Raw genomic sequence first — 24,439 nt, 5'->3', positions numbered from 1 at the left:
GCGTTGCTGACGAGGCCGCCGGGCGAGCGGCTCCGCTCATGTCCCCCGGTGCCGGCCTGGGGGCCGACCCCTCCTCCTCTACTTCGCTGCGCCGCTCACCCGACGCCCTCGCCAGCACTCAGCATCGCCGCCTGCCACGGCAGTCGAACCCCGGCAGGCCGCGGTGGTGGCAGCACTGGGACGGGTCGCTGTGTGGAGTGAAGTAAAGGAGGAGGGCCGGGCGGTAGCCCGGACCGGGGGACATGAACGCAACACAGCGACCCGGCTCAGCGCACCCACTCATATTGGACAGGCAGCGTTCCTGACAAAGACACTGAACACCGCAACCAGCCCCGGCCCAAGCTTCAATCTGCTGCGTTTGAATTCAGTGCCGTATGAGCCGACACCGGCGACGCGCCTGCAACTCTTGGGGGAGGCGCTGCGTCGCAGGCCCGCTGGCTTGGCGCATCATCGCGACAACGAGGCGCAAGCGCGCCGGGGAGTCGTCGATGCCAATGCAAGCGCCTGTCCGTCTCAACTACTTCGATGGCCGGCTGCTCTCGGCCGCGGATTTTCGTGCGGAGCAGAACTACCACCTGGGCAAGCGACGCCTGATCAACCGCTGCCTGCACGGCAGCGGCATCGTCTGTGGCCTCGAGGTGACGGCAGACGCGTCGGGCGCTGCGGTGACCATCAGCCCCGGTTTCGCGCTCGACTGCCTGGGTCGGGAAGTGGTCTTGCCCGATGCGAGCTCGTTCGCCCTGCCGGTCGGCAGCGCCGGCGTCTGGCTGCTGCTTCGGTACCGCGAGACCGCTGCCGGCACCTCACCGACCACGGACGTCGGCACCGACGGCACGGCCAGCGCGGACATCGTCGAAGGCGGTGCGCTCGAGTGGAGCGCGGACGATCCGGCACGCGGGCACCGGCGGCGCAGGGGGCGCTGGCTCTGTTGCGGCCAGGACCACCCGCTGCCGCTGGCCAGGCTCGTGCGAACACAGGTCGGCTGGTCGGTGGACACCCGGTTCAGCGCCTTCCTCGACACCTCCCGGCGCGCGGCCTACTGCTCGGCTTGAACGGGGCGCTGCGCCCGATGCCGGCGGCGCGGGCTGGCAACCGTCGGGTCAGCCGTAGGGGTTCGCCAGCACGCCGATGCCGTCGATCTCGACCTCGACCAGGCTGCCGGGCTTCATCGGCATCACGCCGAGCGAGGTGCCGCACAGGATCACGTCGCCTGGCTCCAGCGTCATGTCGTGCGAGAGCTTCGAGACCAGTTCGGCCGGCGTGAAGCGCATGTCGGACAGCGGAAAGTTCTGCCGCTCGCGGCCGGCGACCCGGGTGCGCAGCGTGGCCTGCGCGAAGTCGAAGTCGGTTTCGATCACCGGACCGAACACGCCGAAGCCGTCGAAGCTCTTGGCGCGAGCCCACTGTGCGAACGACGGGTCGCGGCCGATCAGCTCCATCGCCGTCACGTCGTTGGCACAGGTGTAGCCGAAGATGTGTGCCGGCGCCTCGGCCGCCGACACCGCACGCGCGGTCCTGCCGATGACGATCGCCAGCTCGCCCTCGTAGGCGATGCGGCCCACGTCGCCGGCCGGCGGCACGATGGTCTGGCCATGCGCAGCGAAGCTGCTGGCGGCCTTCAGGAAGTACAGCGGCTCGGCCGGTCGGGTCCAGCCGTTCTTCTCGGCCAGCGCGTTGAAGTTGTTCCACAGGCCGATCATCTTGCCCGGCTGGCAGGGCGTGAGCCAGGCGATGTCGGCCAGCGGCAGGCGCTCGCCGGTGGCTTGCGGCGCTTCGAACATGTTGCCCCGGTGCACCTGCACCATGTCGCCATCGAGCACGCCGAAGCCGCGGCCGTCGCCTTGCCGGAATTGCAGCCACTTCATCGTCGTCTCCTTCGGTCCTGTGATTCGGTCTCGGCGGGCGTCGCGCTCAGCGCGCGCTGCGGTAGGTCCACCACGGCAGCACCTTGGTCAGTGCCAGCACGGCGCCGGGCTCCGTCGCCCGGTAGCCGGGCAGGCTGGCGAGCGTGCGCGCCCAGGCCGTCGAGCCGAGCAGCGTCACCAGGCGCTGCATGGCGGGCTGTTCCAGCGTGGTCTTCAGCGTGACGAGGAAATAGCGTTCGCGCGCCAGCGGCACGAAGCCGAGGCCGGCGGCGCGTGCCGCAGCCTCCAGCCCGAAGGCGGCATCGGCCGCGCCGCTGGCCACCGCCTGCGCGGCGGCGCCGTGCGAGGGCTCGATCAACGCGAAGGCCTCCGGCATGCGCAAGCCGGCCTGCTCGGTCAGTTCCTCCAGCAGTACTCGTGTGCCGGTGCCTTCGGGCCGCCCGACCCAGCGCAGGCCGGGGCGCGTCAGGTCGTGCAGCGAGCGGATCTGCAGCGGGTTGCCCGGCGCGGTCATCACGCCCTGGATGCGCTGTGCAAACCCGATCAGCTTGTGATGGCCCGGCTTCAGGCGCGCCCGGTAGGTGCGGGCGCTGACCGAGCTGCGCGCGACGCCGTCCAGCACGTGGAAGCCGGCGAGCAGGCATCCGCCGGAGTCGAGCGTGCGCAGCGCATCCAGGCTGCCGGCAAACTCGAGATCGAGGTACAGCTGCTCGGCCAGTGCCAGCTCGCGCAGCAGCGGCAGGGCCTGGTCGTGGCTGGCGCAGATGCTGAGCACATCGACCCGGTCGTCGAAAGCGTCGGCGAAGGCGCGCTCCAGCTCCATGCGCAGCGACTCGATCTGCGGCGCGAGCCGCGCCTGGGCGCGCCGCTCGGCCCACAACAGCTTGGCGCCGAACGGTGTCAGCGCGGCACGCTGGCCCTTGTTCCAGACGATCAGCGAGCGTCCCAGTTCGGCTTCCCAGCGCCGCAGTTCGCCCCACACATGGCGGTAGGAGAAACCCAGCGCGGAGGCGGCCGCCGAGATCGATCCGCCGCCGTGCAATGCGTCGAGCAGCGCGAACAGCGGGTGGTGGACCGGCCCGGCGGCGCCGTTGCTGCCGAGGGCATAGGTGAGCTGGACCCGCTGCGCGGGGCGCTGGGGCGTGGGGGCGTTGTCGGATTCGCTATGCATGCTCGTTCATATCGCGTCGGCTCGGGGCGGTCCCTAGCATCGGCGGCAAGCAGTGTGCCGCAAGGGCGTGCGCCATCTGGAACAGAAGTCGGGGAATGGATGCCTTTGTAGAGAGTGTGTGCACGGCCTTGGGTCTGATCGTGCACGCCGATGCGCAATTGCTGCGCGTGGTGAGCCTGTCGCTGGGGGTCAGCGGCACGGCCTGTCTGCTGGCCGCCGGCTTCGGTCTGGTCGGTGGTGCGGCCCTGGCGGTGCTGCGCTTCCCGGGGCGGCGCGCCACGCTGGTGGTGCTCAACACCTTGCTGGCGCTGCCCTCGGTGGTGGTGGGCCTGGTGGTCTACCTGCTGCTGTCGCGCTCCGGGCCGCTGGGCAGCTGGGGGCTGCTGTTCACGCCGGTGGCGATGGTGATCGCGCAGACGGTGCTGGTGGTGCCGGTGGTGGCGGCGCTGACCCGCGAGGCGATCGCCGACAGCTGGAAGCAGCATGGCGAGCAGTTGCGCTCGCTCGGTGCAGGCCGCTGGGTGGGTGGCGCGTTGCTGCTCTGGGATGAGCGCCTGGCGCTGCTGACGGTGATGCTGGCGGCCTTTGGCCGTGCGATCTCGGAGGTGGGGGCAGTGATGATCGTCGGCGGCAACATCGACGGCCACACCCGGGTGATGACCACCGCCATTGCGCTGGAAACCAGCAAGGGTGACCTGCCGCTGGCGCTGGCACTCGGCATGGTGTTGCTCGGCGTGGTGCTGATCCTCAATGTGCTGATCGCCGTGGTGCGCGCCTGGGGCGCCCGCGCGCAGGGCCACGCGCGCGGCGGCACGCCGGAAGTCCTGCCCGCAGCGAAAGCCCAGCATGGCTGAGCCACTGATCACCTTGGACGCCGTGGGCCTGCACTACGGCGCACACGAGGCGCTGCGGGCCGTGAACCTGCGCATCGTGCCTGGTGAGCGCGTGGCCTTCGTCGGGGCCAACGGTTCGGGCAAGAGCAGCTTGCTGCGCGTGCTGCACGGTCTGCTGCCGCCGACGAGCGGCGTGCGCCGGCAGGCGGCGGCGGTGCAGGGTCGTCCGCTGCGCCTCGCGATGCTGTTCCAGCGCCCCTTCCTGCTGCGCCTGTCGGCACAGGGCAATGTGAGGCTCGGCCTGTGGCTCGCGGGGGTGCGCGGCGCGGCGGTGCACGCGCGCTGTGCCGAAGCCCTGGAGCGCGTCGGCCTGTCCGCGGAGGCACAGCGCCCGGCGCGAGCGCTGTCGGGGGGGCAGCAGCAGCGGCTCGCCCTCGCCCGCGCCTGGGCCCTGCAGCCCGACGTGCTGCTGCTCGACGAGCCGACCGCCAGCCTGGACCCGAGCGCCAAGCGCGAGGTGGAGGCACTGCTCACCGACTTCGAAACCCAAGGCCTGACGCTGCTGATGGCATCGCACAACCTCGGTCAGGTCAAGCGCCTCGCGCAGCGCGTGGTGTATCTCGAGCATGGGCGCGTGCTGGCCGATGTGCCGGCCGCGCAGTTTTTCGACGGGGCGGTGCTGCCCCCGGAGGCCCAGTTGTTCCTCAAAGGAGAGTTGCCGTGGTGAATCAATCCAAGCGTGATGCCGCACGGGCGCTGTGGCGCCTCATGGGGGGGCTGGCGGTGGTCTCGTGCCTGTCGGGCGGGGCCTGGGCGCAGGACAAGAACATCGTGATGGCTTCGACCACCTCGACCGAGCAATCGGGCCTGTTCGCGCACCTGCTGCCGGCGTTCAGCAAGGCCAGCGGCATCGACGTGAAGGTGGTGGCGCTCGGTACCGGCCAGGCGCTGGACATGGGGCGCCGCGGCGATGCCGATGTGCTGTTCGTGCACGACCAGGCGGCCGAGGAGAAGTTCGTGGCCGAAGGCTATGGCCTCAAGCGCCAGCCGGTCATGTACAACGACTTCGTGCTGATCGGCCCCAAGGACGATCCGGCCGGCGTGAAGGGCAGCGACATCGTCGCGGCACTGGGCAAACTAGCGAAGAGCAGGTTGTCGTTCGTGTCGCGGGGCGACAAGAGCGGCACTCACGCAGCCGAGCTTCGCTATTGGAAGGCGGTGGGCGTGGAGGCACCGAAGGCGGCCTATGCCGGCTACCAGGAGTGCGGCTGTGGCATGGGCCCGGCGCTGAACATTGCGGCCTCCAGCGCTGCCTACGTGCTGGCCGATCGCGGCACCTGGCTGTCGTTCAAGAACCGGGCCGATCTGGCGGTGCTGGTCGAAGGCGACCAGCGCCTCTTCAACCAGTACGGCGTGATCGTCGTCAATCCGGCCAAGCACCCGCACACCAAGACGGCGCTGGCGCAGGCCTTTGCCGACTGGGTGGTCTCGGCCGAAGGCCAGGCCACGATCGCCAGCTACCAGATCGGCGGCCAGCAGCTGTTCTTCCCCAACGCGGGGACGAAGTGAGGCGCCGCCTCGTCGCCTGACGGGCCTTGCTCGCGATGGCATCGGGGGCGGACATGGCCGGTGCTGCCGGCGGGCCGGCACGGGAACTGGTCGTGTACGCCGCGGGCAGCCTGCGGGCGTCGCTGACGGAGATCGGCCGGCGGTTCGAGCAGGACACGCCCGGCGTGCATCTGCGCTTCGTGTTCGGCGCCGCAGGCCTGCTGAAGGACCGGTTGGCGGCGGGCGAGCCGGCCGACGTGTTCGCCTCCGCCAACATGGAGCATCCGCAGGCCATTGCAGCCGCCAGCGGGGCCGGTACGGTACGGCGCTTCACGCGCAATCGCCTGTGCGTGCTGGCGCGTCCCGAGGCCGGCGTGACGGCCGACAACGTGCTGGCCCGCCTGCTCGACCCGGCCTTGCGCGTGGGCACGTCGACCCCCGAGGCCGACCCTTGCGGCGACTACGCCTGGGAGCTGTTTCGCCGGATCGGGCAGCGCGGCGGAGCGTTCGCCGGTGCCTACGACATGCTCGACCGCAAGGCGCTGAAGCTGACCGGTGGCCCGGGTTCGCCGCGGCCGCCGGCCGGACGCAGCGTCTACGTGGCGCTGCTCGAAGCCGGGCAGGCCGATGTGTTCATCATCTACACCACCATCGCCTTGCAGGCGCAGCAGGAGAACGCTGCGCTGCATCGGGTTGACATTCCGGAGGACGTCAACGTCGCCGCGAACTACGGCGTGGTCCTGCTGGGTGGGGCCGGGCCGCAGGCGCAGCGCTTCGTGGAGGCGCTGCTCGCGCCGGCGGGGCAGGCGGTGCTGGCGCGGCGCGGCTTCGCGCCGCGCTAGTGGCGGCGAAGCGAGCCGCAGGCTACAGCGGATCGAGGCCGAGCGAGCGGCTTTCGCCGAACACCGTGTCGGTGCCGTCCTGGCGGGCCGGCACGGCACGGCGGCGGCCCTGTCGCTTGGCTTCGTAGAGCGCGAGGTCGGCGCGGTGCTGCGCTGCGTCGAGCGTCTCGCCGGTCTGGATCTGGACCAGGCCGAAGCTCAGGCTCAAGGGCAGCGAGAAATTCTTGCTCTCGAGGTCGAGGTGCCGCGTGATGCGGTCGGCCACATGCAGCGCGTCATCGACGCTGGCCCCCGGCAGCAGCAGCATGAACTCGTCGCCGCCGACGCGACCCATCACGTCGCGCGTGCGCAGGGTGTCGCGCGTGCAGCGCGCCACCAGGCGCAGGGCCGCGTCGCCGACGGCATGGCCATGGTTGTCGTTCACGTGCTTGAAGTGGTCGATGTCGAACAGCATCAGGACCGAGGGCGGCGCGGCTGCGTTGCCGACGATCGCGGCGGCCAGCTCTTCGAAGTGCCGGCGGTTCGGCACCTGCGTGAGCATGTCGATGTCGGCCAGCACGCGCAGCTGGCGCTGTGTCTCGCGCAGGTCGCGCACCGTGCGTTCGTGCGTCAGCACCAGGCAGAGGTAGACGGTGAACAGCATGCCGATCAACAGCGGCAGGACCACCCCCACGACCACCAGCGACTGCGTGGGGAGCGCGCCGCCGCCCTGGGCGAACATCGACGCCAGGCGCAGGACCGGCACCACCGCCTGCACCACCATCACCATGGCGAGCAGCTTCAGCGCCGGGCTGCGCTGGAAGTCGTCGAGCTTCAGGATGAAAAAGGCGGCGTACAGCAGCAAGACCAGCGAGCCTGCACCGTAGGCCAGCGAGCGGATCGCCTGCGGCGCGGAAGAGACCCAGCACCCCAGCCAGGTCAGATAGCCGACGGCGAACAGCGCCAGGTCGATCGTCGCCGTCGAGAACTGCCTGTCTCGCGAGAAGAAGCGCCGCAGCCCGGTGATGATCAACACCGGCCAGGCCATCACCAGCAGGCAGGCCGGCACCGCCGCAGCCGGCCATGCGCCGCGGACTCCATGCAGCGCCGCACCGAACGTCGCCAGCCACATCGCGCCAACCCACCACCAGTAGCCGCGGTAGACGCGCTGGCTCAGGCCGAACACCGTCATGATGGCCGCCGTCGATCCCATGACGACCACTGACAGCAGCATCAGTGTCGGCAGGTGAATCGTGAAATCGGCGTTCGCTTGCATCGTCACTCGGGTGGAATCGAAGATTCTCGGAGGCACTGACTCCCACCCGACCCCCCCAAAAGTGGGACATGTTTCGATCGCCCATGATGCACCGTGCGTCGCGGTTCGGAGAGGCCGGCAACAGTTCACGGTGCGTGGCTACCATCCGCTCTCACGCAAATGTGCGCAAACGCACCGATGGAGGTCTGGCATGGCAATGGATGTGATCGATTACGAGATCAAAGGCGCAGAAATGCAGTTCGTCGAGGTCGAACTCGATCCGGGCGAGGCGGCCATCGGCGAGGCCGGCAGCATGATGTTCATGGACATGGGCATCGCCATGGACACCGTGTTCGGCGATGCATCGGCGCAACAGGGAGGCTTCTTCGGCAAGCTGATCGGGGCCGGTAAACGTCTCGTTACCGGCGAATCGCTGTTCACGACGGTCTACACCAACAACGCGAGCGGCAAGCAGCGCGTGGCATTTGCCGCGCCGTATCCCGGCAAGATCCTGCCGATGGACCTGAAGACGTTCGGCGGCACGCTGATTTGCCAGAAGGACGCCTTCCTGTGTGCCGCGCGCGGCGTGAGCCTCGGCATCGCCTTCCAGCGCAAGCTCTCGGTCGGCTTCTTCGGCGGCGAGGGTTTCATCATGCAGAAGCTCGACGGCGACGGCCTGGCCTTCGTGCATGCCGGCGGCACCGTGGTGAAGCGCGAACTGCAGCCGGGTCAGGCCTTGCTGGTCGACACCGGTTGCGTGGTCGCCTACACGCAGAACGTCGGCTTCGAGATCCAGTACGTCGGCAAGGTCAAGACGGCACTGTTCGGCGGCGAAGGGCTGTTCTTCGCCAAGCTCACCGGGCCGGGCACGGTGTGGCTGCAGAGCCTGCCGTTCTCGCGACTTGCCTCGCGCGTGTTCGCGGCGGCGCCGCAGCGTGGCGGTTCGCGCGAGGAGGGCTCGGTGCTCGGCGGCTTCGGGGCCGGCGGGTTGCTTGGCGCGGTGCTCGGCGGCGATGAGGAATAGCGCTGCTCAGACCGGCTGCGTGCGCGCCTCGAGCCAGGCGAGCGCCGCGCCGCGGACGAGCGGGGCGAGGCGCTCGTGCACCATGGCGTGGTAGCGGTTCAGCCAGTCGCGCTCGTCCTCGCGCAGCAGCGTATGGTCGATGCTGCGCGTGTCGATCGGGCACAGCGTCAGCGTCTCGAACGCGAGGAAGTCGCCGAACTCGTCGCCCGGCGCCGGCACGTTCAGCACCAGGTTCTCGATGCGCACGCCCCAGCGCCCCGGGCGGTACAGGCCGGGCTCGATGCTGGTGACCATGCCGGGCTCCATCGCCATCTCGGGTGTCGGCACGGTCTTGCTGATCGACTGCGGGCCTTCGTGCACATTGAGGAAATAGCCCACGCCGTGGCCGGTGCCGTGGCCGTAGTCGAGCGATTCGGCCCACAGCGGTGCCCGTGCGATCGCGTCGAGCATCGGGCTCGGCGTGCCACGCGGAAAGCGCGTGCGGCTCAGCGCGATCGTGCCCTTGAGCACCAGCGTGTAGTCGCGCCGCATCGCCGCGGACGGCGTGCCGACCGGCCAGACGCGCGTGATGTCGGTCGTGCCGCCGAGGTATTGCGCCCCGGAGTCGATCAGCAGCAGTCCGTCGGCCGCGACGCCATCGGCGCGCGAGATCACCGCATGGGTCGCGGGCGTGGCGCGGTAGTGCGGCATCGCGCCGTTCACGTTGAAGCCGGCGATGACCGGGAAGCTCAGTGACACATAGTCCGGCTGCCGCGCGCGCTCGGCGCTCAGGCGCTCGTCGATCGTGAGCTCGGTGATCCGCTCGCGGCCGAGCGCGCCTTCGAACCAGGCGTAGAAGGCGCACATCGCGGCACCGTCGCGCGCCATCGCCTCGCGGATGAACGCCGCCTCCGGCGCGGTCTTGCGGCTCTTGGCGAGGGCGGAGGGGTTGATCGCTTCGATCAGTCGCACCGACGCCGGCACCGCTTCGCGCAGGCCCAGCGTCACGCGCCGCGGATCGACCAGCAGGCGGGCGTCGGCGGGCAGGGCGGCCAGGGCCGCGCGGGCCTGCTCGTAGGGGCGCAGCTGCACGCCGTCGGCGGCCAGCACGCCGGCCAGTGCGGCATCGACCTTGCCCGCGCCGATGAACAGCTGGACGGCATCGGCGGACACCAGGGCGTGGGCGAGGAAGACCGGGTTGTAGTCGACGTCGGCGCCGCGCAGGTTGAGCAGCCAGGCCAGGTCGTCCAGCGTCGAGATCAGGTGGTGACTCGCGCCGTGCCGAGCCATCGCCGCACGCAGCTGCACCAGCTTCTCGTTGCGCGACAGCGGCGCGTGCGGGGCGCGATGCTCGTAGACCGGCACGGCCGGCAGGGCCGGGCGCTCCGGCCAGGCGGTCGTGAGCGGATCGGAGTCGGTGCGCAGCGCAATGCGGGCGGCGTCCATGGCGTCGCGCAGTTGCTTGGCGACGGCGAGGCCGAGCACCGCAGCATCGACCGCGAGTGTCTGGCCGGGCCGCAGCGCGGACGCGATCCATTCGATGTGCGCGGCGGCTGTGCCGGTCGCGATCTTGACGAGCTCGATGCCGGTGCCCGCCAGCTGGGCCTCGGCCTGAGTCCAGTAGCGGCTGTCGGCGAACAGCGCGGCGCGGTCGGCCAGCACGACCAGCGTCGCCATCGAGCCGGTGAAGCCGGAGAACCACGCGCGAGCCTGCCAGTGCCCGGGCAGGTATTCGGACAGATGGGGGTCGCTGGACGGCAGCAGCACCGCGTCGATCCGCTGCACCGCCATCTGTTCACGCAGGCGCTCGAGGCGCAGGTGGATCGGAGAGCTGCGGGTGTCCATGGACTCCTTCATCGGGCCGCGGGCGAGACCGGGAAGGCCGTGCCGCCATCGAGACGATTCTAGGGAAACGGACCCGGCCGCGTCGGCGGCACGCCGCCACGGCGCCGACGGCGCGTGCACGGCCTGTTCAGGAACTTGCTCTCGGCGGATTCTCCGGGTCGGCCACCACGCGGGCCTGGCGCTCGAAGCTGAAGTAGGCCCAGGCCCAGTCGCTCAGCACCACCAGCCGGTTGCGGAAGCCGATCAGGAAATAGATGTGGACGAACAGCCAGAACAGCCAGGCGGCCGGTCCGCTGAACTGCACGCGACCGAGCATCGGCACGTCGACCATCGCGATCGCCGAGTGCCGGCCGATCGTTGCGAGGGCGCCGTAGTCCACGTAGCGGAAGGCTTGCGTCGTCTCGCCGCGCAGGCGCTTCAGCAGGTTGCGGGCCGCGGTGCGCCCCATCTGCTTGGCCGCCGGACTGACGCCGGGCACCGGCGTGGGCGGGCCCTTCTTCGGGTGGCTCTTCGCGGCCGCCAGGTCGCCGACGACGGAGATCTCCGGGTGTCCCGGCACCGCGAGATCGGCGTCCACCACCACCCGACCGGCGCGGTCGAGCGCGCAGCCGCAGCTGTCGGCCAGCGCGCGGCCGAGCGGCGAGGCGGCCACGCCGGCTGCCCACACCACCGTGTGGGTGTTGATGCGCTGTGCACCTTGCGGCCCCTCGTAGTCCAGGCCTTCGGCATCGATGCTGCTCACCTTGGCGTCGACCAGCACCTCGACGCCGAGTGTCTGGAGCTGCGCCAGCGCCTTGGCGGAAAGCTTCTCGGTGAATCCGCCCAGCACGCGCGGCCCGCCCTCGATCAGCACGACACGGGCACGCCGCGAGTCGATGTGGCGGTACTCGTCCGGCAGCGTGTGGTGCGCGATCTCGGCCAGCATGCCGGCCATCTCCACTCCGGTGGGGCCGGCGCCGACCACGGCGAAGGTCAGGCAGGCCTTGCGCCGCTCGAGATCGCGCTGGCGTTCGGCGCGCTCGAAGGCCATCAGCACGCGACGGCGGATGCGAAAGGCATCGGCCAGCGTCTTGAGCCCCGGCGCGTGCTGTGCCCAGTCGTCGTGGCCGAAGTAGCTGTGCGTCGCCCCGGCGGCGACGATCAGGTGGTCGTAGGCGATGCGGTCCTTGCCGCTGTCGAGCTCGACGCTGCGCGCAGCGGCATCGATGCGCGTCACCTCGCCGAGCAGGATGGTCAGGTTGCCGCGCTGCATCTCCTTGCGCAGGATGTGGCGGATCGGCCCCGAGATCGCAGGGGCCGAGAGGCCAGCGGTCGCCACCTGGTAGAGCAGCGGCTGGAACAGGTGGTGGTTGGTGCGGTCGACCAGCGTGATCTCGACGTCGGCCGGCGCCAGCGCGCGCACCGCCTCGATGCCGCCGAAGCCGCAGCCGATGATGACGACCCGTGGCCGGCCCGGCGTCAGGCTCATGCGGCGGCGGCGGGGGTCTGAGCCCCGAGCGCGCGCAGCTTCTTGCGCACCAGATCGATGTGGCTGCGCAGCGCGTACAGCTCGTCGGCATGCGACAGAGGCACCTGCAGCTGTTTGACGCGGGCGTCCAGGGCGTCGAGTTCGTCCATCAGCGGCTGTGCGTCCGCCGGTCCGCGCGGTGGATCGGACAGGCTCTCCTCGATCTGGCGCAGCCGGCCGTACCAGCGGAACACGCGCGAGCGGATGCGCAGCTCGTACAGCGGCGGGATCACGCGCGACAGCGGGATCAACACGACGATGATCGAGGCCAGCACCACCCACATGCGATCGATCAGGTTCGCGACCCAGAACGGCAGGTAGCGCTGCAGCCACGGTGGCCCGGTCTCGAAGAAGCGGTCGGCCTCCTTCGACATCGGCAACTCGGTCGCACGCCGGTTCGGGAACTCGCCGCGTGTCTGGAACCAGCCGGCGCCGCTGTGGATGGCGTTCGCCGCCTGCACGAACAGCTGCTGCAGTGCCGGGTGCGCACTGCTGCGGGCGACCAGCATCGCCGTCGGCGCGAGCAGGTCGACGTCCTGCGGCGGCAGGTCCTGGTCGAGCTTGACGACGCCGCGCGGCAGCCGCACCGGCGCGAGCATCGGCAGGCGGCGCGAATAGGCCTCGGCCTGGGCGAAGTCGAGCAGCCGGATGCCGGGTGTCATCAGCAGCATCTGAACCATTGGCGCCTCCGGCGCGGAAACGAAGGCCAGCGCGTCGAGTTCGCCGCCCAGCAGCGCCACCACCGCCGGCGTCTGGCTCAGCCGCTGGACGACGATGTCGTCGGGCGCCAGGCCGTTGGCGTCGATCAGCCGGCGCATCAGGTTGGTGATGCCGCTGCCCTTGGCGCCGATGTTGACGCGCCAGCCCTTGAGCTGAACCAGGTTGTCGAGCTGCTCGTGGCCCAGGAGCTTCTTCGCACTGGCCTCGCGATAGAAGACCCACAGCGGCTCGTAGAACAGGCTGCCCAGCGAGACCAGCTCGGGCGGCGGCCCCTCGTCGGCCTGCCGCAGTTGGCCGGCCCCACCTTGCACGAAGGCGAAATCGACCCCCGACGCCGGGTCTTCGAGCAGCCTCAGGTTCTCGGCCGCACCCTCGGTGTCGCGCAGCTCGACCTGGATGCCGTATTTCTTCAGCTGTGTCTGGTAACGCAGGCCGAACTCGGCATAGGCGCCGTTCGCCGGTCCGGTGGCCAGCACCACCCGCTTCGGCGGGCTCGGGTCCAGCGCCCAGTACGCCAGCGCCAGCAGTGCCACGACCAGCAGCACGAAGGGACCGGCCGTGACGAGCAGATCGCGGCTGCTCAGCACGGTGTTGCGCAAGGAGGGCAGGCGGGGCATCTGGTGGCGGGCAAGGGCGTCTCGGACCGGCATTCTCGTTCAGCGCATCGGGCTTGCCCACCGCGGCCTCCAGCGGATGGGTTCGGGGTGCCGCCGGTTTGCCGGGGCGTCTCCTCGGCCTGGCGCCAATCGGAATCCTCGCGGACCGAAATAGTGCTTCAGTCACGCTGTGCGTGACCGATAGCCGCTTGTAGCGCCTGCATGGCGCATTCCCTGCTTACGCTGCGCCTGATGTCTGCCGTCCTGCCTCTCACCACGAGTTTCGAAACCGCACTGGCTTGCCTGGGCGGCATCGAAGGACCGGCCGGCCGGCCTGTCACCGGCAGCCACGCAGGGCACCGCCTGGCCAGCCACTTCCAGCCGATCTTCAGCCTTTCGCACGGCCGCGTGGTCGGCCACGAAGCCTTGCTGCGTGCCACCGACGCCGCCGGCACCGCGGTCCCGCCGCCACGCTTTTTCGAGGGCCATGATTGCGAAGAGCTGCTGTGGCGCGACCAACTGGTGCGCACCATGCACATGGCCAACTACGCCAAAGCCGCGCCGCAGGCCCAGTGGCTGTTCCTGAATCTGCATCCGCAGGTGTTCCTGCAGTCGCCGCAGACGACCTTCGACGCCTGTGGCGAGGCGATGCCGCGGGCGCTGCGGCTGCAGCCCGCGCAGATCGTCGTCGAGGTGCTCGAGGACGCCGTGCGCGACGACGCCGATTTCGATGCCGCCGTCGAGACGATCCGTGCCCAGGGGGGGCTGATCGCACTCGACGACTTCGGCGCCGGGCACTCCAATTTCGATCGCGTGTGGCGGCTGCGGCCCGAGATCGTCAAGCTCGATCGCAGCCTGGTCGAGCGCGCAGCGCGCGACCTGCGCGCGCGTCGGGTGGTGGTCCAGATGACCTCGCTGCTGCACGAGTGCGGTGCCCTGGTGCTGATGGAAGGCGTGGAGACCGAGGCGGAGGCCTTCGTTGCGCTCGAAGCCGACGCCGATCTGGTCCAGGGCTATTTCTTCGCCCGTCCGCAGGCGGCGCTGGTCGAACCCGGCCATGCCTGCGACACGCTGAACGCGCTGTGGGACGGCTTCGGCGAGCGCTGGCGCGAAGAAGACTGCGGCTACCGCGAACGCATCGCACCCTACTTCAACGCCATCGGCTACGCCTCGGCGTTGCTGGCCGGCGGGCGTTGCCTCGAGGAAGCGGTGCAGTCCTTCCTGGAGCTGCCCGGCACCGAGGTGTGCTATTTGCTCGGTCAGGACGGCCGGCAGGTCGGCGTCAACCAGTGGGGCCAGAGCCCCTCGAACACCGGCAGCACCTTCGAGCCCTTCCGTGACACGCGCGGTGCGCGCTGGGCGCGCCGTCCGTATTTCCGCCGGGCGGTGGCCGCCGTCGGCAAGGTGCAGGTCACCCGGCCCTACCGCACGCTGCACGGCGCGCACCTGTGCGTCACGGTCTCGACGGCCTTTCGGGCTCCCGCCAGCCAGGGCGGTGAACTGCACGTGGTGTGCGGCGACCTGACCTGGTCTTGAGCCCCCGCCGCCGCTGTTGCGGTAGGCCCGCGGCGCTCGCGCGACCGCAGGCCGGCTGGTCTGCGGTCAGCGCGTCACGCCGTCGACCACAGCCATGTGCACGCAGGCCTTGCCAGCCCGCTTGGCCTCGTACATGGCCGCATCGGCGCGCTTGCGCAGGCTCCCGGGCGACTCGGCCGGCACATAGACCGCCATCCCCACGCTGGGCGTGGAAGTGACCTGCTGCCCGGCGATCACGTGCGGCCCGGACAGCACGGCGAGGATGCGCTCGCACTGCTGCAGGCGGTTTGCCTCGCCCCCCGCGTCCTCGAGGATCACGGTGAACTCGTCACCGCCGAGACGGCTCACGAGATCGGTCGTGCGCACGCAGGCCGTGAGTCGCCGCGCCACGGCGACCAGCAACTGGTCGCCAGCCTCGTGGCCCAGCGTGTCGTTGACGCGCTTGAAGCCGTCGAGGTCGAGGTAGATCAGCGCCAGGGGCCGGCCGCTGCGCTGCGCACGGGCGGCGGCCTGCTCGAGGTGCTCCTCGAAGTGGCGGCGGTTCGAGAGCTGCGTCAGCGCATCGCGTCGCGCCAGTTCGGCGAGCTGCCGCTCCTGGGCCTTGAGCATCGTGATGTCGCTGAACAGCCTTGCGTAGTGCGTGATGACGCCCTGCTCGTCGGCGATGGCGGTGACGTTGAGCCAGGTCTCGAAGCGGCTGCGGTCGGCGCGTTGCTGCGTGCTTTCACCGGCCCAGCGATGGTGTTCGCCCAGCGCGAACTCGATGCCGGGCAGCGTGGCGTCGCGCAGTGCGGGCAGGCCGGCTTCGGCCGCGTGCCGCCCGATCAGTGCGTCGAGGGCTTGGTCCGTCATCGTGACGAAGGCCGCATTGGCTTGCACGATGCGGTCGTCGCGATCGGTCAGCACGATGGCGTCACCGGTCTCCTGGACCACCCGCGAGGCCAGCCGCAGGCGATCGGCGATCACGCGCTTCTCGGTCACGTCGTCGGCGATCACGAGGATGTGGTCGATTTCGCCGTCGGCGCCCCACACCGGGGCCTTGGTCAGGTCAAGGTAGCGTTTGCCCATGCCGCCGGGCCGCTGGAGCTCCAGGTCGGCGTGGTACATCACGCGCGGGTCGGCGAGCAGGGCGTCGCTGCGCTGCGCGAGTTGCTGCGCCAAGCCGGCCTCGAGGAAGTCGCTCGCACGCCGGCCGATGACCTGGGTGGCCGGGGTGTCGAAGATGCGCTCGGCGGCCGCGTTCCAGTACAGGTAGCGCCCGAATGTGTCCGCGCGGGCACTCTTTGCGGCGACCGACAGCGGCAGCACGTCGAGCAAGGTGCGGAAAAAGCTCTCGCGCTCCGCGAGTTGTCGCTCGGCCAGCTTGCGGTCGTCGATGTCGCGCGTGATCAGGGCGACGCCCTCCTCGACCGGCACCACCTGAAAGTGCATCCAGCGCCCCTTCGCCTGCGTCGCGGCGGCCGGCGCTTCGACGGCCATCGGCTGCTGCCGCTCCAGCACGGTGAGCAGCAGGCGCAGCAGGCCGTCGTGCCGGATCGACGGGACCAGTTCGGTGGCGAGGTGTCCGATCATGGCGTCGCGCGAGAGCCCGAGCAGGGTCCCGGCCCGCGTGTTGGCGTCGGTGATCACGAAGTCATGCGCCTGTCCGTGCACGTTGCGCTCGGCGCGCAGCAGCCACAGCGCATCGAGGCTGCCATCGAGCGTGGCGACATACAGCGCCTTGGCCTGCCTTGCCTCGCGACGGCTGGTGTCCAGGCCGCGGGCCTGTTGCCACAGCGCGAGCGTACCGGCCACCACCAGCAGGGCGACCGTCGCCGCCCAGGTGAGGATGCGCCGCCGGGTTTCCTGGTAGCCGGCCATCACGCTGTCGGCCGCGACCGCCACGATGGCGATCAGAGGGTAGGTGTCGAGCTGGATCGCCGTGAAGAAGCGTGCCACGCCGTCGATCTGGCTGATCGACGGCTGCAGCGTTTCGTGCATGGCATGCCCGCGCCGCATGACCTTCTGCGCATCGACCTTCTCGCCGAAGCTGAGACTGCCGTCGAGCAGCCGCGAGCGGTTGACGTTGTCGAGGCCGATCACGGTGACGACGGTGCCGGGGGCTTCGCCATCGCCGAAGCCTTTGGTCAGCGAGGCCGGATCGACCATCGCGACGACAACGCCGTCGAATGCGCCTTCGCGGGCAAAGCGTCGCATCACCGGCATCATCCACCCGCCGTTCAGATGGTCGGGCTGGGGCACGCCAAGGGTCAGCTGCAGCGCGGGGTCCCGGACAAGCCGCTTGAAATCGTCTTCGTCGGCGAGGTTCAATGCCACGTCGGGCGACGTGCTGTCCTCGACGAAGCCGCGGCGGTCGGTCGTGAGCAGCGCACGCGTCGAGTCGAGCTGCACGAGGCCGGCCGTGCGCAGCCCGGACAGGCTCATCGGGTTGCTGGTCTCGCGCAGCGACTTGACCAGCAGCGTGGTCTGGTCGACATGGTCGAGCACTTCACCGACTCGCACCGCGAGCTTCTGCGCGCTGCGCTCGGTGTCGCGCAGCGCACGCTGCACCTCGTGCCGATACTCGCTGTTCAGGCTCAGCTGTGTCACCACGCCCAGCGCGATCAGTACCAGCACGGCAGCTGCCAGCAGGGCGCTGTGCAGCGTGACCGGCGCGGTGCGGGGCGCAGTGGGGGACGGGGACTCGTTCATCAGGGACGCGGGCAGCGGCGGTGCATGGCAGGCCGCGCCAGTGCGCGATGGTGCAATTTCGGCATCGATCCGGCCTCCTTGAATCGGGGCCCCGCCCCGAACCCGGCGCCGGGTCAGTCGATGGCCAGCAACTCGACCTCGAACAGCAGCGTCGCGTTCGGCGGGATCACGCCGCCGGCGCCGCGCGCGCCGTAGCCCAGCGCCGCCGGGATCACCAGCCGGCGCGTGCCGCCGACCTGCATGCCGGCCACGCCCTCGTCCCAGCCGCGGATCACCATGCCGGCTCCGAGCGAGAACTCGAAGGGATCACCGCGGTCCTTGCTGGAGTCGAACTTCTTGCCGGCGATGCCGTCGTTGTAGAGCCAGCCGGTGTAGTGCACACGAACGTCCTGTCCGGCGGTGGCGGTGGCGCCGCTGCCGTTGACGGTGTCTTCGTACTGCAGGCCCGAGGGGGTGGTGTTCATGGGTGCTTCCTTTGAAAAACGAGGGCCGCAGCATAGCCGGCGCGGCAAACGGCCTCGGCGGCGTGGGTGGACAGGCTACTGCAGCAGGGCCGCCAGCGCATTGACCGCCAGCGCCAGGATCAGCAGGTTGAAACCGAAGGACAGCAGGCTGTGCCAGAGCACGAGGCGACGCATCGCGCGCGTGTGCACCGTGACATCCGAGACCTGCGAGGTCATGCCGATGACGAACGAGAAGTACAGATAGTCCAGGTAGTCCGGATTCGCCGTGCCTGGGAAATCGAGCGCGGACCGCCCCTTGGGTGGGGGCCGCGTCTCGAGATTGCGGTGGGCATAGTGAAAGGCGAAGCGCACGTGGATCAGCAGCCACGACAGCACGATCGACACGACCGCCAGCAGGCCATGCGGCCAGCGGGCTCCCGCCGGCAGGTCGCGGTTCGTGAACAGCAGCGCGCCGATGGCGGTGACGCTGGCGGCGCAGCCGAGCACCACGACCGCCAGCATCGTGCCGCTGCTCTGGTCATTGCGTTCCACGTCGCCCGGCCTGGGAACGTCACCATGCAGGCCGAGCGTCAGGCCGGCGAGGAGCAGCGCCAGGCCGGCGAATGCGCACCAGCCGATCAGCAGCGCCTCGATCGGCGAGCCGCTGCTCCAGCAGGCACCCGCGACGCCGGTGCCGAACACGGCCGCCACCAGCAGGCGCCGGCTGGCCGACCACTGGTGCAGGCCGGCGCGCCAGGCAGGAGTGGGTTCTTGCATGACCGCGATGCTAGGGCCTGATGCCGTGGCCGGCGACCCCGTGTTTCCCGAGCCAACCCGGCCCTTCAACGGTGGCGTGGCGGCGCCGGCTTCAGCCGTCTCAGGGTCAGCTGCAGCATGCGCGCATCGCTGCTGGCACGGTGGCGCTGGAGGCCCGACTCGGCGATCACCTGCTGTTTCAGTGTGTCGAAGCGCCGCGCCTGGTCCTCGTCGAGCAGGCACAGCAGGTGCTCCAGGCGGAAGCTCGGCGTCAGCTCCGCAGCGTCGTAGAGGCGGGCCAGCCAGGGGTAGTCATGGGCCCAGCCGTCGCAATAGGCGACGCTGCCCCGCAGCCGCTGGTTCAGCAGCCGCGCCACCTCGGCGGCACTGCGGCCGTGCCGCAGGGCCAGTGCGCGCGGGATGTGGTGCAAGGCCTGGGCATCCGGGTCCCAGTGCTGCCAATCCGGCTCGGGACGGATCAGCGTGCACCAGCTGCTGCCGTCGGGGAGCACGAAGCCGACTTCGACCGGATAGCTGTCACGGCCGAAGCCCGATGCCTCGATGTCGAGGATCGTCGGCGCCGCAGGTTCGAGCGGAGGGGGTGGGGCCAGCACCCCCGGGCCGCATGCAAGTCGCGAGCCGGGGCGGCAAGCACCACCGGCGGTTTCAGCGGTGACGGGTCACTTCACGACCATCAGCGTGAAGGGGTACACATAGGCCTGCAGGGTGACCAGGATGCCGACCAGGCAGGCCAGCGCGATCGAGTGGAAGAACACGTAGCGCAGGATGTCGCCTTCATGGTCGAACCAGCGCGTGGCGGTCGACGCGACGACGATCGACTGCGCGTCGATCATCTTGCCCATCACGCCGCCCGAGCTGTTGGCCGCGCCCATCAGGTTCGGGCTCAGTCCGAGCTGTTCGGCCGCGACCTTCTGCATACCGCCGAACAAGACGTTCGATGCCGTGTCCGAGCCGGTCAGCGCCACGCCCAGCCAGCCCATCAGCGTGCCGAAGAACGGGTAGAACACGCCGGTCGACGCGAAGGCGAGCCCGAGGGTGGTGTCCAGACCCGAGTAGCGCGTGAGGGTGCCCAGTGCCAGCATCAGCACGATGGTCAGCAGCGAATACTTCACCAGCCAGATCGTCCGGCCGTAGGCCTTGAGCAGCGCCGCGATGCCGTATCCCATGATCAGGCCACCGACGACGGCGGCCAGCAGGATGCCCGAACCGGTGGCCGACAGCAGGTTCAGCACGTACTCGGCGGACTCGGCCGTGGGCTTCGGCACCACGGGCGGCACCTTCTCGATCAGCTTGTGCAGGCCGTCGATCGCGAACTTGGGCGCGAAGATGCCGTTGAGCCAGGCCTTCGTCGCCGGCAGGCCCCAGGCGAACACGAACACCGTCAGGATGACCCACGGTGTCCAGGCCTTGACGACGTCGGCGTGGGCATGGCGTGTCGGTGCCGAGGCCGGGCGGGCCTCTCCGCCGTCCTTCTCGTGACCCTTCAGAGAGACCGAGGTCCAGATCTCGGCCGGCTGCCAGACACGCAGGAACAGCACCAAGGCCGTCATCGAGCAGATCGCGGCGATCACGTCGACCAGTTCGGGCCCGATGAAGTTCGACACCAGGAATTGCGGGACCGCGAAGCTCAGGCCCGTGACCAGCACGGCCGGCCAGATCTGCCTCATGCCGCGCCAGCCGGCGAAGGCCCAGATCAGCCAGAACGGCACCAGCAGCGAGAAGAACGGCAATTGCCGGCCGATCATCGCCGACACCGCCATCACGTCGTAGCCATGCACCTTGGCCAGCGTGATCACCGGCGTGCCGAGCGCGCCGTAGGCGACCGGTGCGGTGTTCGCGATCAACGACAGGCCGGAGGCCGCGAGCGGCGAAAAACCGAGACCGATCAGGATGGCCGCGGTCACCGCCACCGGCGTGCCGAAGCCGGCCGCGCCCTCGAAGAAGGCGCCGAACGCGAAGGCGATCAGCAGCAGCTGCAGCCGCCGGTCCTCGGTGATGCCGGCGATCGAGTCCTGCAGCACCTTGAAGCTGCCGTTCTGCTCGGTCAGCTGGTGCAGGAAGATGATGTTCAGCACGATCCAGCCGATCGGCAGCAGCCCGGTCAGCCCGCCGAGCAGTGCGGCGCGCCCGGCCATGCCGGCCGGCATGCCGAACGCGAAGACCGCGATCACCAGGGCGCTCGCCAGGCCGGCCGCCGCAGCGACGTGGGCCTTCAGGTGCAGCAGGCCGAGGCCGATCAGCATCACCGCCACCGGCACGGCAGCCAGCAAGGTCGAGGTGAGCATGCTGCCGAAGGGGTTGTAGACCTGTTGCCAAACCATGTTCGTCTCCATTCGTGTTCTCTCTATCGAAAGGGTGCGATCGCCATGCGGCGGTCCGGCCGGGAAGATGGCAGGTCGGGGGTGGGCAAGGCTGACATGAAGTTGGCTGCCGCGAAGAAGCGCCGGGTTGCCGGATTCAACGGCTGTCTTGCTGTCGCCTGCGCGACAGCAGCGGACCGGCGCGGTGGAGTCCACCGATGTGCTCCGAAGGTTCAGCGGCGCGTGACATGCAACTCGGGGCAGCCGGTGCGGTCGTCCCGGATGCGCTCGAAATGGTGGCCTTCCAGCATTTCGATCAGCAGTTCGGCGGTGGTGTGCACTTCACAGCCGGCTGCCACATGGCCGCCGAGCACGCGGCCTCGCGCGTCGGCGATGCTCATGTGCAGATGCGCGCCGTTCACCGACAGCGAGCCGCTCAGCGTCAGGATCTCGACCGGCTCGCGCAGCCACAGCGGCGCGGTCGCGCCGGCCAGGCGCAGTGCAGTGACGCGCAGGCTGCCGATGCCGGCGATCACGAAGGCGGCTGGCCAGCCGCGCTCGACCGACAGCGCCTCGAGCCTGCACCGCAGGTCGTCTCCGGGTTCGAGCCGCAGCGTGGTTCGCATGCCGGTCAGCGCGCCGGCAGGGGCCACAGGCTCAGCGCGCAGAGATTGCGCACATGGCGCGGGCCGGGGCGCCGGTCGGCCAGCGAGCGCAGCGCCAGGGGCCCGGCCCGGGCGTCGAGCGGCCGACCGTCCTGCGAGTCGATCACGTAGACCTGGTCACCGAGCGCGCTGTTGTAGAGCTCACCCCACGAGAACACGGCGCGGTAGCCGTCGGTGGCAACGGCTTCGATCACCCAGGTGCGTGTGTCGTGGCGGCCGGCTTCGTCGAACCCGGCCAGGGTGAGCACGTCCCGCAGCAGCCAGCCACCGTAGTTCAGCATTTGTTCGTCGCGGGTGCCATCGCGCTCGATGGTGCGGCGCATGGCGATGCTGCGTGGCGGCAGCGCTTCGAGATCGCTGCGCCTGAGCCCGCGCGGGGCGGCGTCTGCCACGCGCGTCGACAGCAGCACGTCGGCCTCGCGCGGTGCGACGTCGGTGGAGCAGGCCAGCGCGCTGCTGGCGCCCGTGGCCAGGGCGGCAGCGAACAGGGCGTGCAGGGTGGTGCGCAGGCGCATCAGACGTCTCCGGTCCGGTTCTCGACTCGATGCTACCGCTCGCCACCCGGGCCTGCCGCCGGGCGGCAATGCCGCGAGTCCCGCAACGAAGAAGCCCCTGCCGCAAGGCAGGCGCTTCGGTGTTGGTGCTCCTGTTGGTGGGCTCTCCGCAGGGAACCCAGGGCCCGGAAGCTCGACCCGGTGTCCGCTGGCGGCAGGTGGGCGCCGGGGGGGGGGCGTTGCCATCCATCGCCATCGAACAGTCTTGATTGTCGGCAGCGAAGATGACAGGCCTATGCCGTGACTGGGGGATGCGACCCCCTCATTCCGGTCAGAAGTCGCGTCGGGGAGCGCCGCAGCGGTCGCGAGTTTCGTGGTGCGCTGCAGCAGCGCAAGCGTTCACGCACGCAAGGCTCGCGTCTGCGGGTGCCGTTCCATGTAGCTCGCGACGTAGCTGCACAGCGGCTCGACCTTCAGGCCCTGTGCCTGCACATGCGCCAGCGCCTCGCGCACCAGCGCGGCGGCCACGCCCCGGCCGCGCAGCGCCGGCGGCACGAACGTGTGGTGCATGACCATCACGCGGCCTTGCAGGCGGTAGTCGGCCACGGACAACAGGCCGTCGACGCTGGCTTCGAAGCGCGAGGCGCCGGCGTTGTGGGTGACGTGGATCATCGTGGAGCTTGGTGCGGTGCGGACCGTCAGTGTGCCCGCCCGCCGGTCGCCGTGCCGCAGGTGCCCTTCATACCCAACCCAGCGCGCCCAGCAAGGCGCCGGCCGCGATCATCCACAGCAGGTGCAGCCGGGTGCGCCAGACCAGCAGCGCGGCGGCGGCGGTCGTCAGCAGCGAACGCCATTCGCTCGGCGGTGCGGCCAGCAGCCAGCCGGTCGCGGCGATCAGCGCCAGCGTGATCGGCGCCATGCCGGCCTTGAAGGCCCGCACCGCACGCCAGTCCTGGCGTGCGTGTCCCCAGCGGTTGACCAGCAGCGCCAGCGTGACCGAGGGCAGCATGATGCCCAGCAAGGTGGCGGCTGCGCCTGCCAGGCCCGCCACCTGGTAGCCGAGCACGGCCACGAACAGCACGTTGGGGCCCGGTGCGGCCTGTGCGATGGCGATCGACGACGCGAACTGCGGATCGCTCAACAGGTGCTGCTCCACCACCATCCAGCGGTGCATGTCGGGGGCCACCGTGATAGCGCCGCCGATCGACAGCAGCGACAGCAGCAGGAAATGCCCGAACAGCGCGAGTAGCGTCGAGGCGTCGGGCAAAGTCATGCCGGCTCCTCCACGGTAGCGAGGCGCCTCCACGCCAGCGCACAGGCCGGCAAGCCCAGCGCCGGCAGCACCCAGACCAGTGGCCAGTGCAGCAACGCGATCGCTGCGAAGCAGGTCGCACCCAGTCCGGCCAGCGTCGGCAGGCCGAGGGGGCTGTCGCGCAGCGGTGCGGCCAGCTTGAGCGCCGTGCCGATGATCATGCCGGCCGCGACGGCACCCATGCCGCGCAGCGCACCGGCCACCAGCGGATGGCCGGCGAACTGGGCATAGAGCATGGTGGCCGCCAGCACGATGAGCAGCGGCACGGCCATCATGCCGGCCAGGGCGGCGAAGGCGCCGCGCGTGCCGAAGTAGCGGTCGCCCACCATCAGCGACAGGTTGCAGACATTGGGCCCGGGCAGCACCTGGGCGAGCGCGAGGGACTCGAGGAATTCGGCCTTGGTCAGCCAGCGCTTGTCATCGCACAGCACGCGCTGGGCGACCGCCAGCACGCCGCCGAAGCCCTGCAGCGCGAGGCCGGTGAAGGCGGTGAAGAGTTCGGTGCAGGAGGCCGGGCGTGCAAGGAGCTCGGGGTCATCGGGATGCATGCGAGCGATGGTAGTCGCCGGCCGCACCGCGCCTTGGCTTCAACCGGCCTTGTCGAGCGCCTTCGGTCCGGCGCCGAAGGCCACCACGAACAACAAGCCTCCGGCGATCGCCAGATTCTTGTAGAAGTTGATGCTCTGGGCCATCTGCTGGTCTGCCGGCGCGGCCCAGAAGTTGTGAAAGACGAAGGCGGTGACGAGCGTGAAGAGCGCGAGCACCAGCGCTGCCCAGCGCGCCTTGTAGCCGAGCAGCAGCGCGAGCGCGCCCCCCACTTCCACGGCGATGGCGCCCGCTGCGCCAAGGGCCGGCAGCGGCAGGCCCTGGGCGGCGATGTAGCCGACCGTGCCTTCGAAACCCGCGAGCTTGCCGAGACCGGCGGGGATGAAGAGCGCGGCGATCAGGATGCGGCCGAGCAGCGGGCCGAACTGCTGGAAGAAGTTCATGGGGTCTCCTGGGTGAAGGGCAGGCTTGCCCCGTTGAGCTGCCGAGGCCCGCGCAGGCTAGCACCGCA

Annotated in this window: 24 protein-coding genes; 7 read left to right on the top strand and 17 right to left on the bottom strand. The window is 70.0% G+C overall.

From position 1 onward, the window contains the following. Nucleotides 1-488: 488 nt before the first annotated feature. Nucleotides 489-1,052 (top strand): hypothetical protein, encoded by a 564-nt coding sequence (locus tag ACQY9S_RS08670; RefSeq protein WP_428424855.1) that lies wholly within the window; start codon nt 489-491, stop codon nt 1,050-1,052. Between the two features lie 48 nt (nt 1,053-1,100). Here the strand turns inward: ACQY9S_RS08670 and ACQY9S_RS08665 are convergent, their stop codons facing one another. Continuing rightward, nucleotides 1,101-1,865, bottom strand: coding sequence for a fumarylacetoacetate hydrolase family protein (locus ACQY9S_RS08665; RefSeq protein WP_428424853.1), 765 nt, complete (start codon nt 1,863-1,865; stop codon nt 1,101-1,103). Nucleotides 1,866-1,911: 46 nt separating this feature from the next. Beyond that, complete coding sequence (locus tag ACQY9S_RS08660) at nt 1,912-3,036, bottom strand: substrate-binding domain-containing protein (protein ID WP_428424851.1); 1,125 nt, start codon at nt 3,034-3,036, stop codon at nt 1,912-1,914. Between the two features lie 95 nt (nt 3,037-3,131). Here ACQY9S_RS08660 and ACQY9S_RS08655 point away from each other — a divergent pair, with 95 nt between their 5' ends. The 4 genes from ACQY9S_RS08655 to ACQY9S_RS08640 are packed head-to-tail and all read left to right on the top strand — an operon-like array spanning nt 3,132 to nt 6,259. After that, complete coding sequence (locus ACQY9S_RS08655) at nt 3,132-3,890, top strand: ABC transporter permease (protein WP_428424849.1); 759 nt, start codon at nt 3,132-3,134, stop codon at nt 3,888-3,890. Continuing rightward, a complete protein-coding gene (locus ACQY9S_RS08650) occupies nt 3,883-4,596 on the top strand; it encodes a phosphate ABC transporter ATP-binding protein (protein WP_428424847.1) in 714 nt (237 codons plus the stop codon). The genes ACQY9S_RS08655 and ACQY9S_RS08650 overlap by 8 nt, the downstream gene beginning before the upstream one ends. 41 nt (nt 4,597-4,637) lie before the next feature. After that, a complete protein-coding gene (locus ACQY9S_RS08645; RefSeq protein ID WP_428425654.1) occupies nt 4,638-5,438 on the top strand; it encodes an extracellular solute-binding protein in 801 nt (266 codons plus the stop codon). Between the two features lie 53 nt (nt 5,439-5,491). Beyond that, a complete protein-coding gene (locus ACQY9S_RS08640; protein WP_428424845.1) occupies nt 5,492-6,259 on the top strand; it encodes a molybdate ABC transporter substrate-binding protein in 768 nt (255 codons plus the stop codon). 22 nt (nt 6,260-6,281) lie between these two features. Here the strand turns inward: ACQY9S_RS08640 and ACQY9S_RS08635 are convergent, their stop codons facing one another. Next, entirely contained in the window at nt 6,282-7,514 is a 1,233-nt protein-coding gene (locus ACQY9S_RS08635) for a GGDEF domain-containing protein (protein WP_428424843.1), read from the bottom strand. A 190-nt stretch (nt 7,515-7,704) separates the two neighbouring features. Between ACQY9S_RS08635 and ACQY9S_RS08630 the strand changes: the two genes are divergently transcribed. Beyond that, nucleotides 7,705-8,517: a TIGR00266 family protein gene (locus ACQY9S_RS08630; protein WP_428424841.1), complete on the top strand. Its 813-nt coding sequence runs from the start codon at nt 7,705-7,707 to the stop codon at nt 8,515-8,517. Nucleotides 8,518-8,523: 6 nt separating this feature from the next. Here the strand turns inward: ACQY9S_RS08630 and ACQY9S_RS08625 are convergent, their stop codons facing one another. The 3 genes from ACQY9S_RS08625 to ACQY9S_RS08615 form a co-directional block, all read right to left on the bottom strand. Continuing rightward, entirely contained in the window at nt 8,524-10,341 is a 1,818-nt protein-coding gene (locus tag ACQY9S_RS08625) for an aminopeptidase P family protein (RefSeq protein WP_428424839.1), read from the bottom strand. A 127-nt stretch (nt 10,342-10,468) separates the two neighbouring features. After that, nucleotides 10,469-11,809, bottom strand: coding sequence for an NAD(P)/FAD-dependent oxidoreductase (locus ACQY9S_RS08620; RefSeq protein ID WP_428424837.1), 1,341 nt, complete (start codon nt 11,807-11,809; stop codon nt 10,469-10,471). Next, on the bottom strand, nt 11,806-13,185 hold the full coding sequence (locus ACQY9S_RS08615; RefSeq protein WP_428424835.1) for a TAXI family TRAP transporter solute-binding subunit: 1,380 nt from the start codon (nt 13,183-13,185) through the stop codon (nt 11,806-11,808). Before ACQY9S_RS08615 ends, ACQY9S_RS08620 begins: the two co-directional genes overlap by 4 nt. Before the next feature lie 231 nt (nt 13,186-13,416). Here ACQY9S_RS08615 and ACQY9S_RS08610 point away from each other — a divergent pair, with 231 nt between their 5' ends. After that, nucleotides 13,417-14,700 carry an EAL domain-containing protein gene (locus tag ACQY9S_RS08610; RefSeq protein ID WP_428424833.1) on the top strand — a complete coding sequence of 428 codons (1,284 nt, stop codon included), beginning with the start codon at nt 13,417-13,419 and terminating at the stop codon, nt 14,698-14,700. Nucleotides 14,701-14,766: 66 nt separating this feature from the next. On the opposite strand, the gene ACQY9S_RS08605 is transcribed toward ACQY9S_RS08610, so the two are convergent. The 11 genes from ACQY9S_RS08605 to ACQY9S_RS08555 all read right to left on the bottom strand — a co-directional run bounded on the left by ACQY9S_RS08605 (nt 14,767) and on the right by ACQY9S_RS08555 (nt 24,371). Continuing rightward, nucleotides 14,767-17,391, bottom strand: coding sequence for a diguanylate cyclase domain-containing protein (locus tag ACQY9S_RS08605; protein ID WP_428424830.1), 2,625 nt, complete (start codon nt 17,389-17,391; stop codon nt 14,767-14,769). Nucleotides 17,392-17,504: 113 nt separating this feature from the next. Beyond that, a complete protein-coding gene (locus tag ACQY9S_RS08600) occupies nt 17,505-17,855 on the bottom strand; it encodes an FKBP-type peptidyl-prolyl cis-trans isomerase (RefSeq protein WP_428424828.1) in 351 nt (116 codons plus the stop codon). Between the two features lie 75 nt (nt 17,856-17,930). Further along, nucleotides 17,931-18,611, bottom strand: coding sequence for a DUF1345 domain-containing protein (locus ACQY9S_RS08595; RefSeq protein ID WP_428424826.1), 681 nt, complete (start codon nt 18,609-18,611; stop codon nt 17,931-17,933). A gap of 65 nt (nt 18,612-18,676) precedes the next feature. Next, nucleotides 18,677-19,204 (bottom strand): hypothetical protein, encoded by a 528-nt coding sequence (locus tag ACQY9S_RS08590; RefSeq protein ID WP_428424824.1) that lies wholly within the window; start codon nt 19,202-19,204, stop codon nt 18,677-18,679. Nucleotides 19,205-19,270: 66 nt separating this feature from the next. Beyond that, nucleotides 19,271-20,932 (bottom strand): L-lactate permease, encoded by a 1,662-nt coding sequence (locus ACQY9S_RS08585; protein ID WP_428424822.1) that lies wholly within the window; start codon nt 20,930-20,932, stop codon nt 19,271-19,273. A 212-nt stretch (nt 20,933-21,144) separates the two neighbouring features. After that, nucleotides 21,145-21,537 (bottom strand): PPC domain-containing DNA-binding protein, encoded by a 393-nt coding sequence (locus ACQY9S_RS08580; protein ID WP_428424820.1) that lies wholly within the window; start codon nt 21,535-21,537, stop codon nt 21,145-21,147. Nucleotides 21,538-21,542: 5 nt separating this feature from the next. Next, the gene (locus ACQY9S_RS08575) at nt 21,543-22,091 is read right to left on the bottom strand and encodes a hypothetical protein (RefSeq protein ID WP_428424818.1); all 549 of its coding nucleotides are present in this window, start codon (nt 22,089-22,091) and stop codon (nt 21,543-21,545) included. A 378-nt stretch (nt 22,092-22,469) separates the two neighbouring features. Continuing rightward, the gene (locus ACQY9S_RS08570; RefSeq protein ID WP_428424816.1) at nt 22,470-22,742 is read right to left on the bottom strand and encodes a GNAT family N-acetyltransferase; all 273 of its coding nucleotides are present in this window, start codon (nt 22,740-22,742) and stop codon (nt 22,470-22,472) included. Nucleotides 22,743-22,809: 67 nt separating this feature from the next. After that, entirely contained in the window at nt 22,810-23,343 is a 534-nt protein-coding gene (locus ACQY9S_RS08565; RefSeq protein WP_428424814.1) for a chromate transporter, read from the bottom strand. After that, nucleotides 23,340-23,930, bottom strand: coding sequence for a chromate transporter (locus ACQY9S_RS08560; RefSeq protein WP_428424812.1), 591 nt, complete (start codon nt 23,928-23,930; stop codon nt 23,340-23,342). The genes ACQY9S_RS08565 and ACQY9S_RS08560 overlap by 4 nt, the downstream gene beginning before the upstream one ends. A gap of 39 nt (nt 23,931-23,969) precedes the next feature. Continuing rightward, nucleotides 23,970-24,371: a DoxX family protein gene (locus ACQY9S_RS08555; RefSeq protein ID WP_428424810.1), complete on the bottom strand. Its 402-nt coding sequence runs from the start codon at nt 24,369-24,371 to the stop codon at nt 23,970-23,972. Between the last annotated feature and the right edge of the window lie 68 nt (nt 24,372-24,439).

This window comes from Methylibium sp. (genome assembly GCF_965279545.1).
Taxonomy (GTDB): domain Bacteria; phylum Pseudomonadota; class Gammaproteobacteria; order Burkholderiales; family Burkholderiaceae_C; genus Methylibium.
This window is presented reverse-complemented; position numbering and strand designations above follow the sequence as displayed.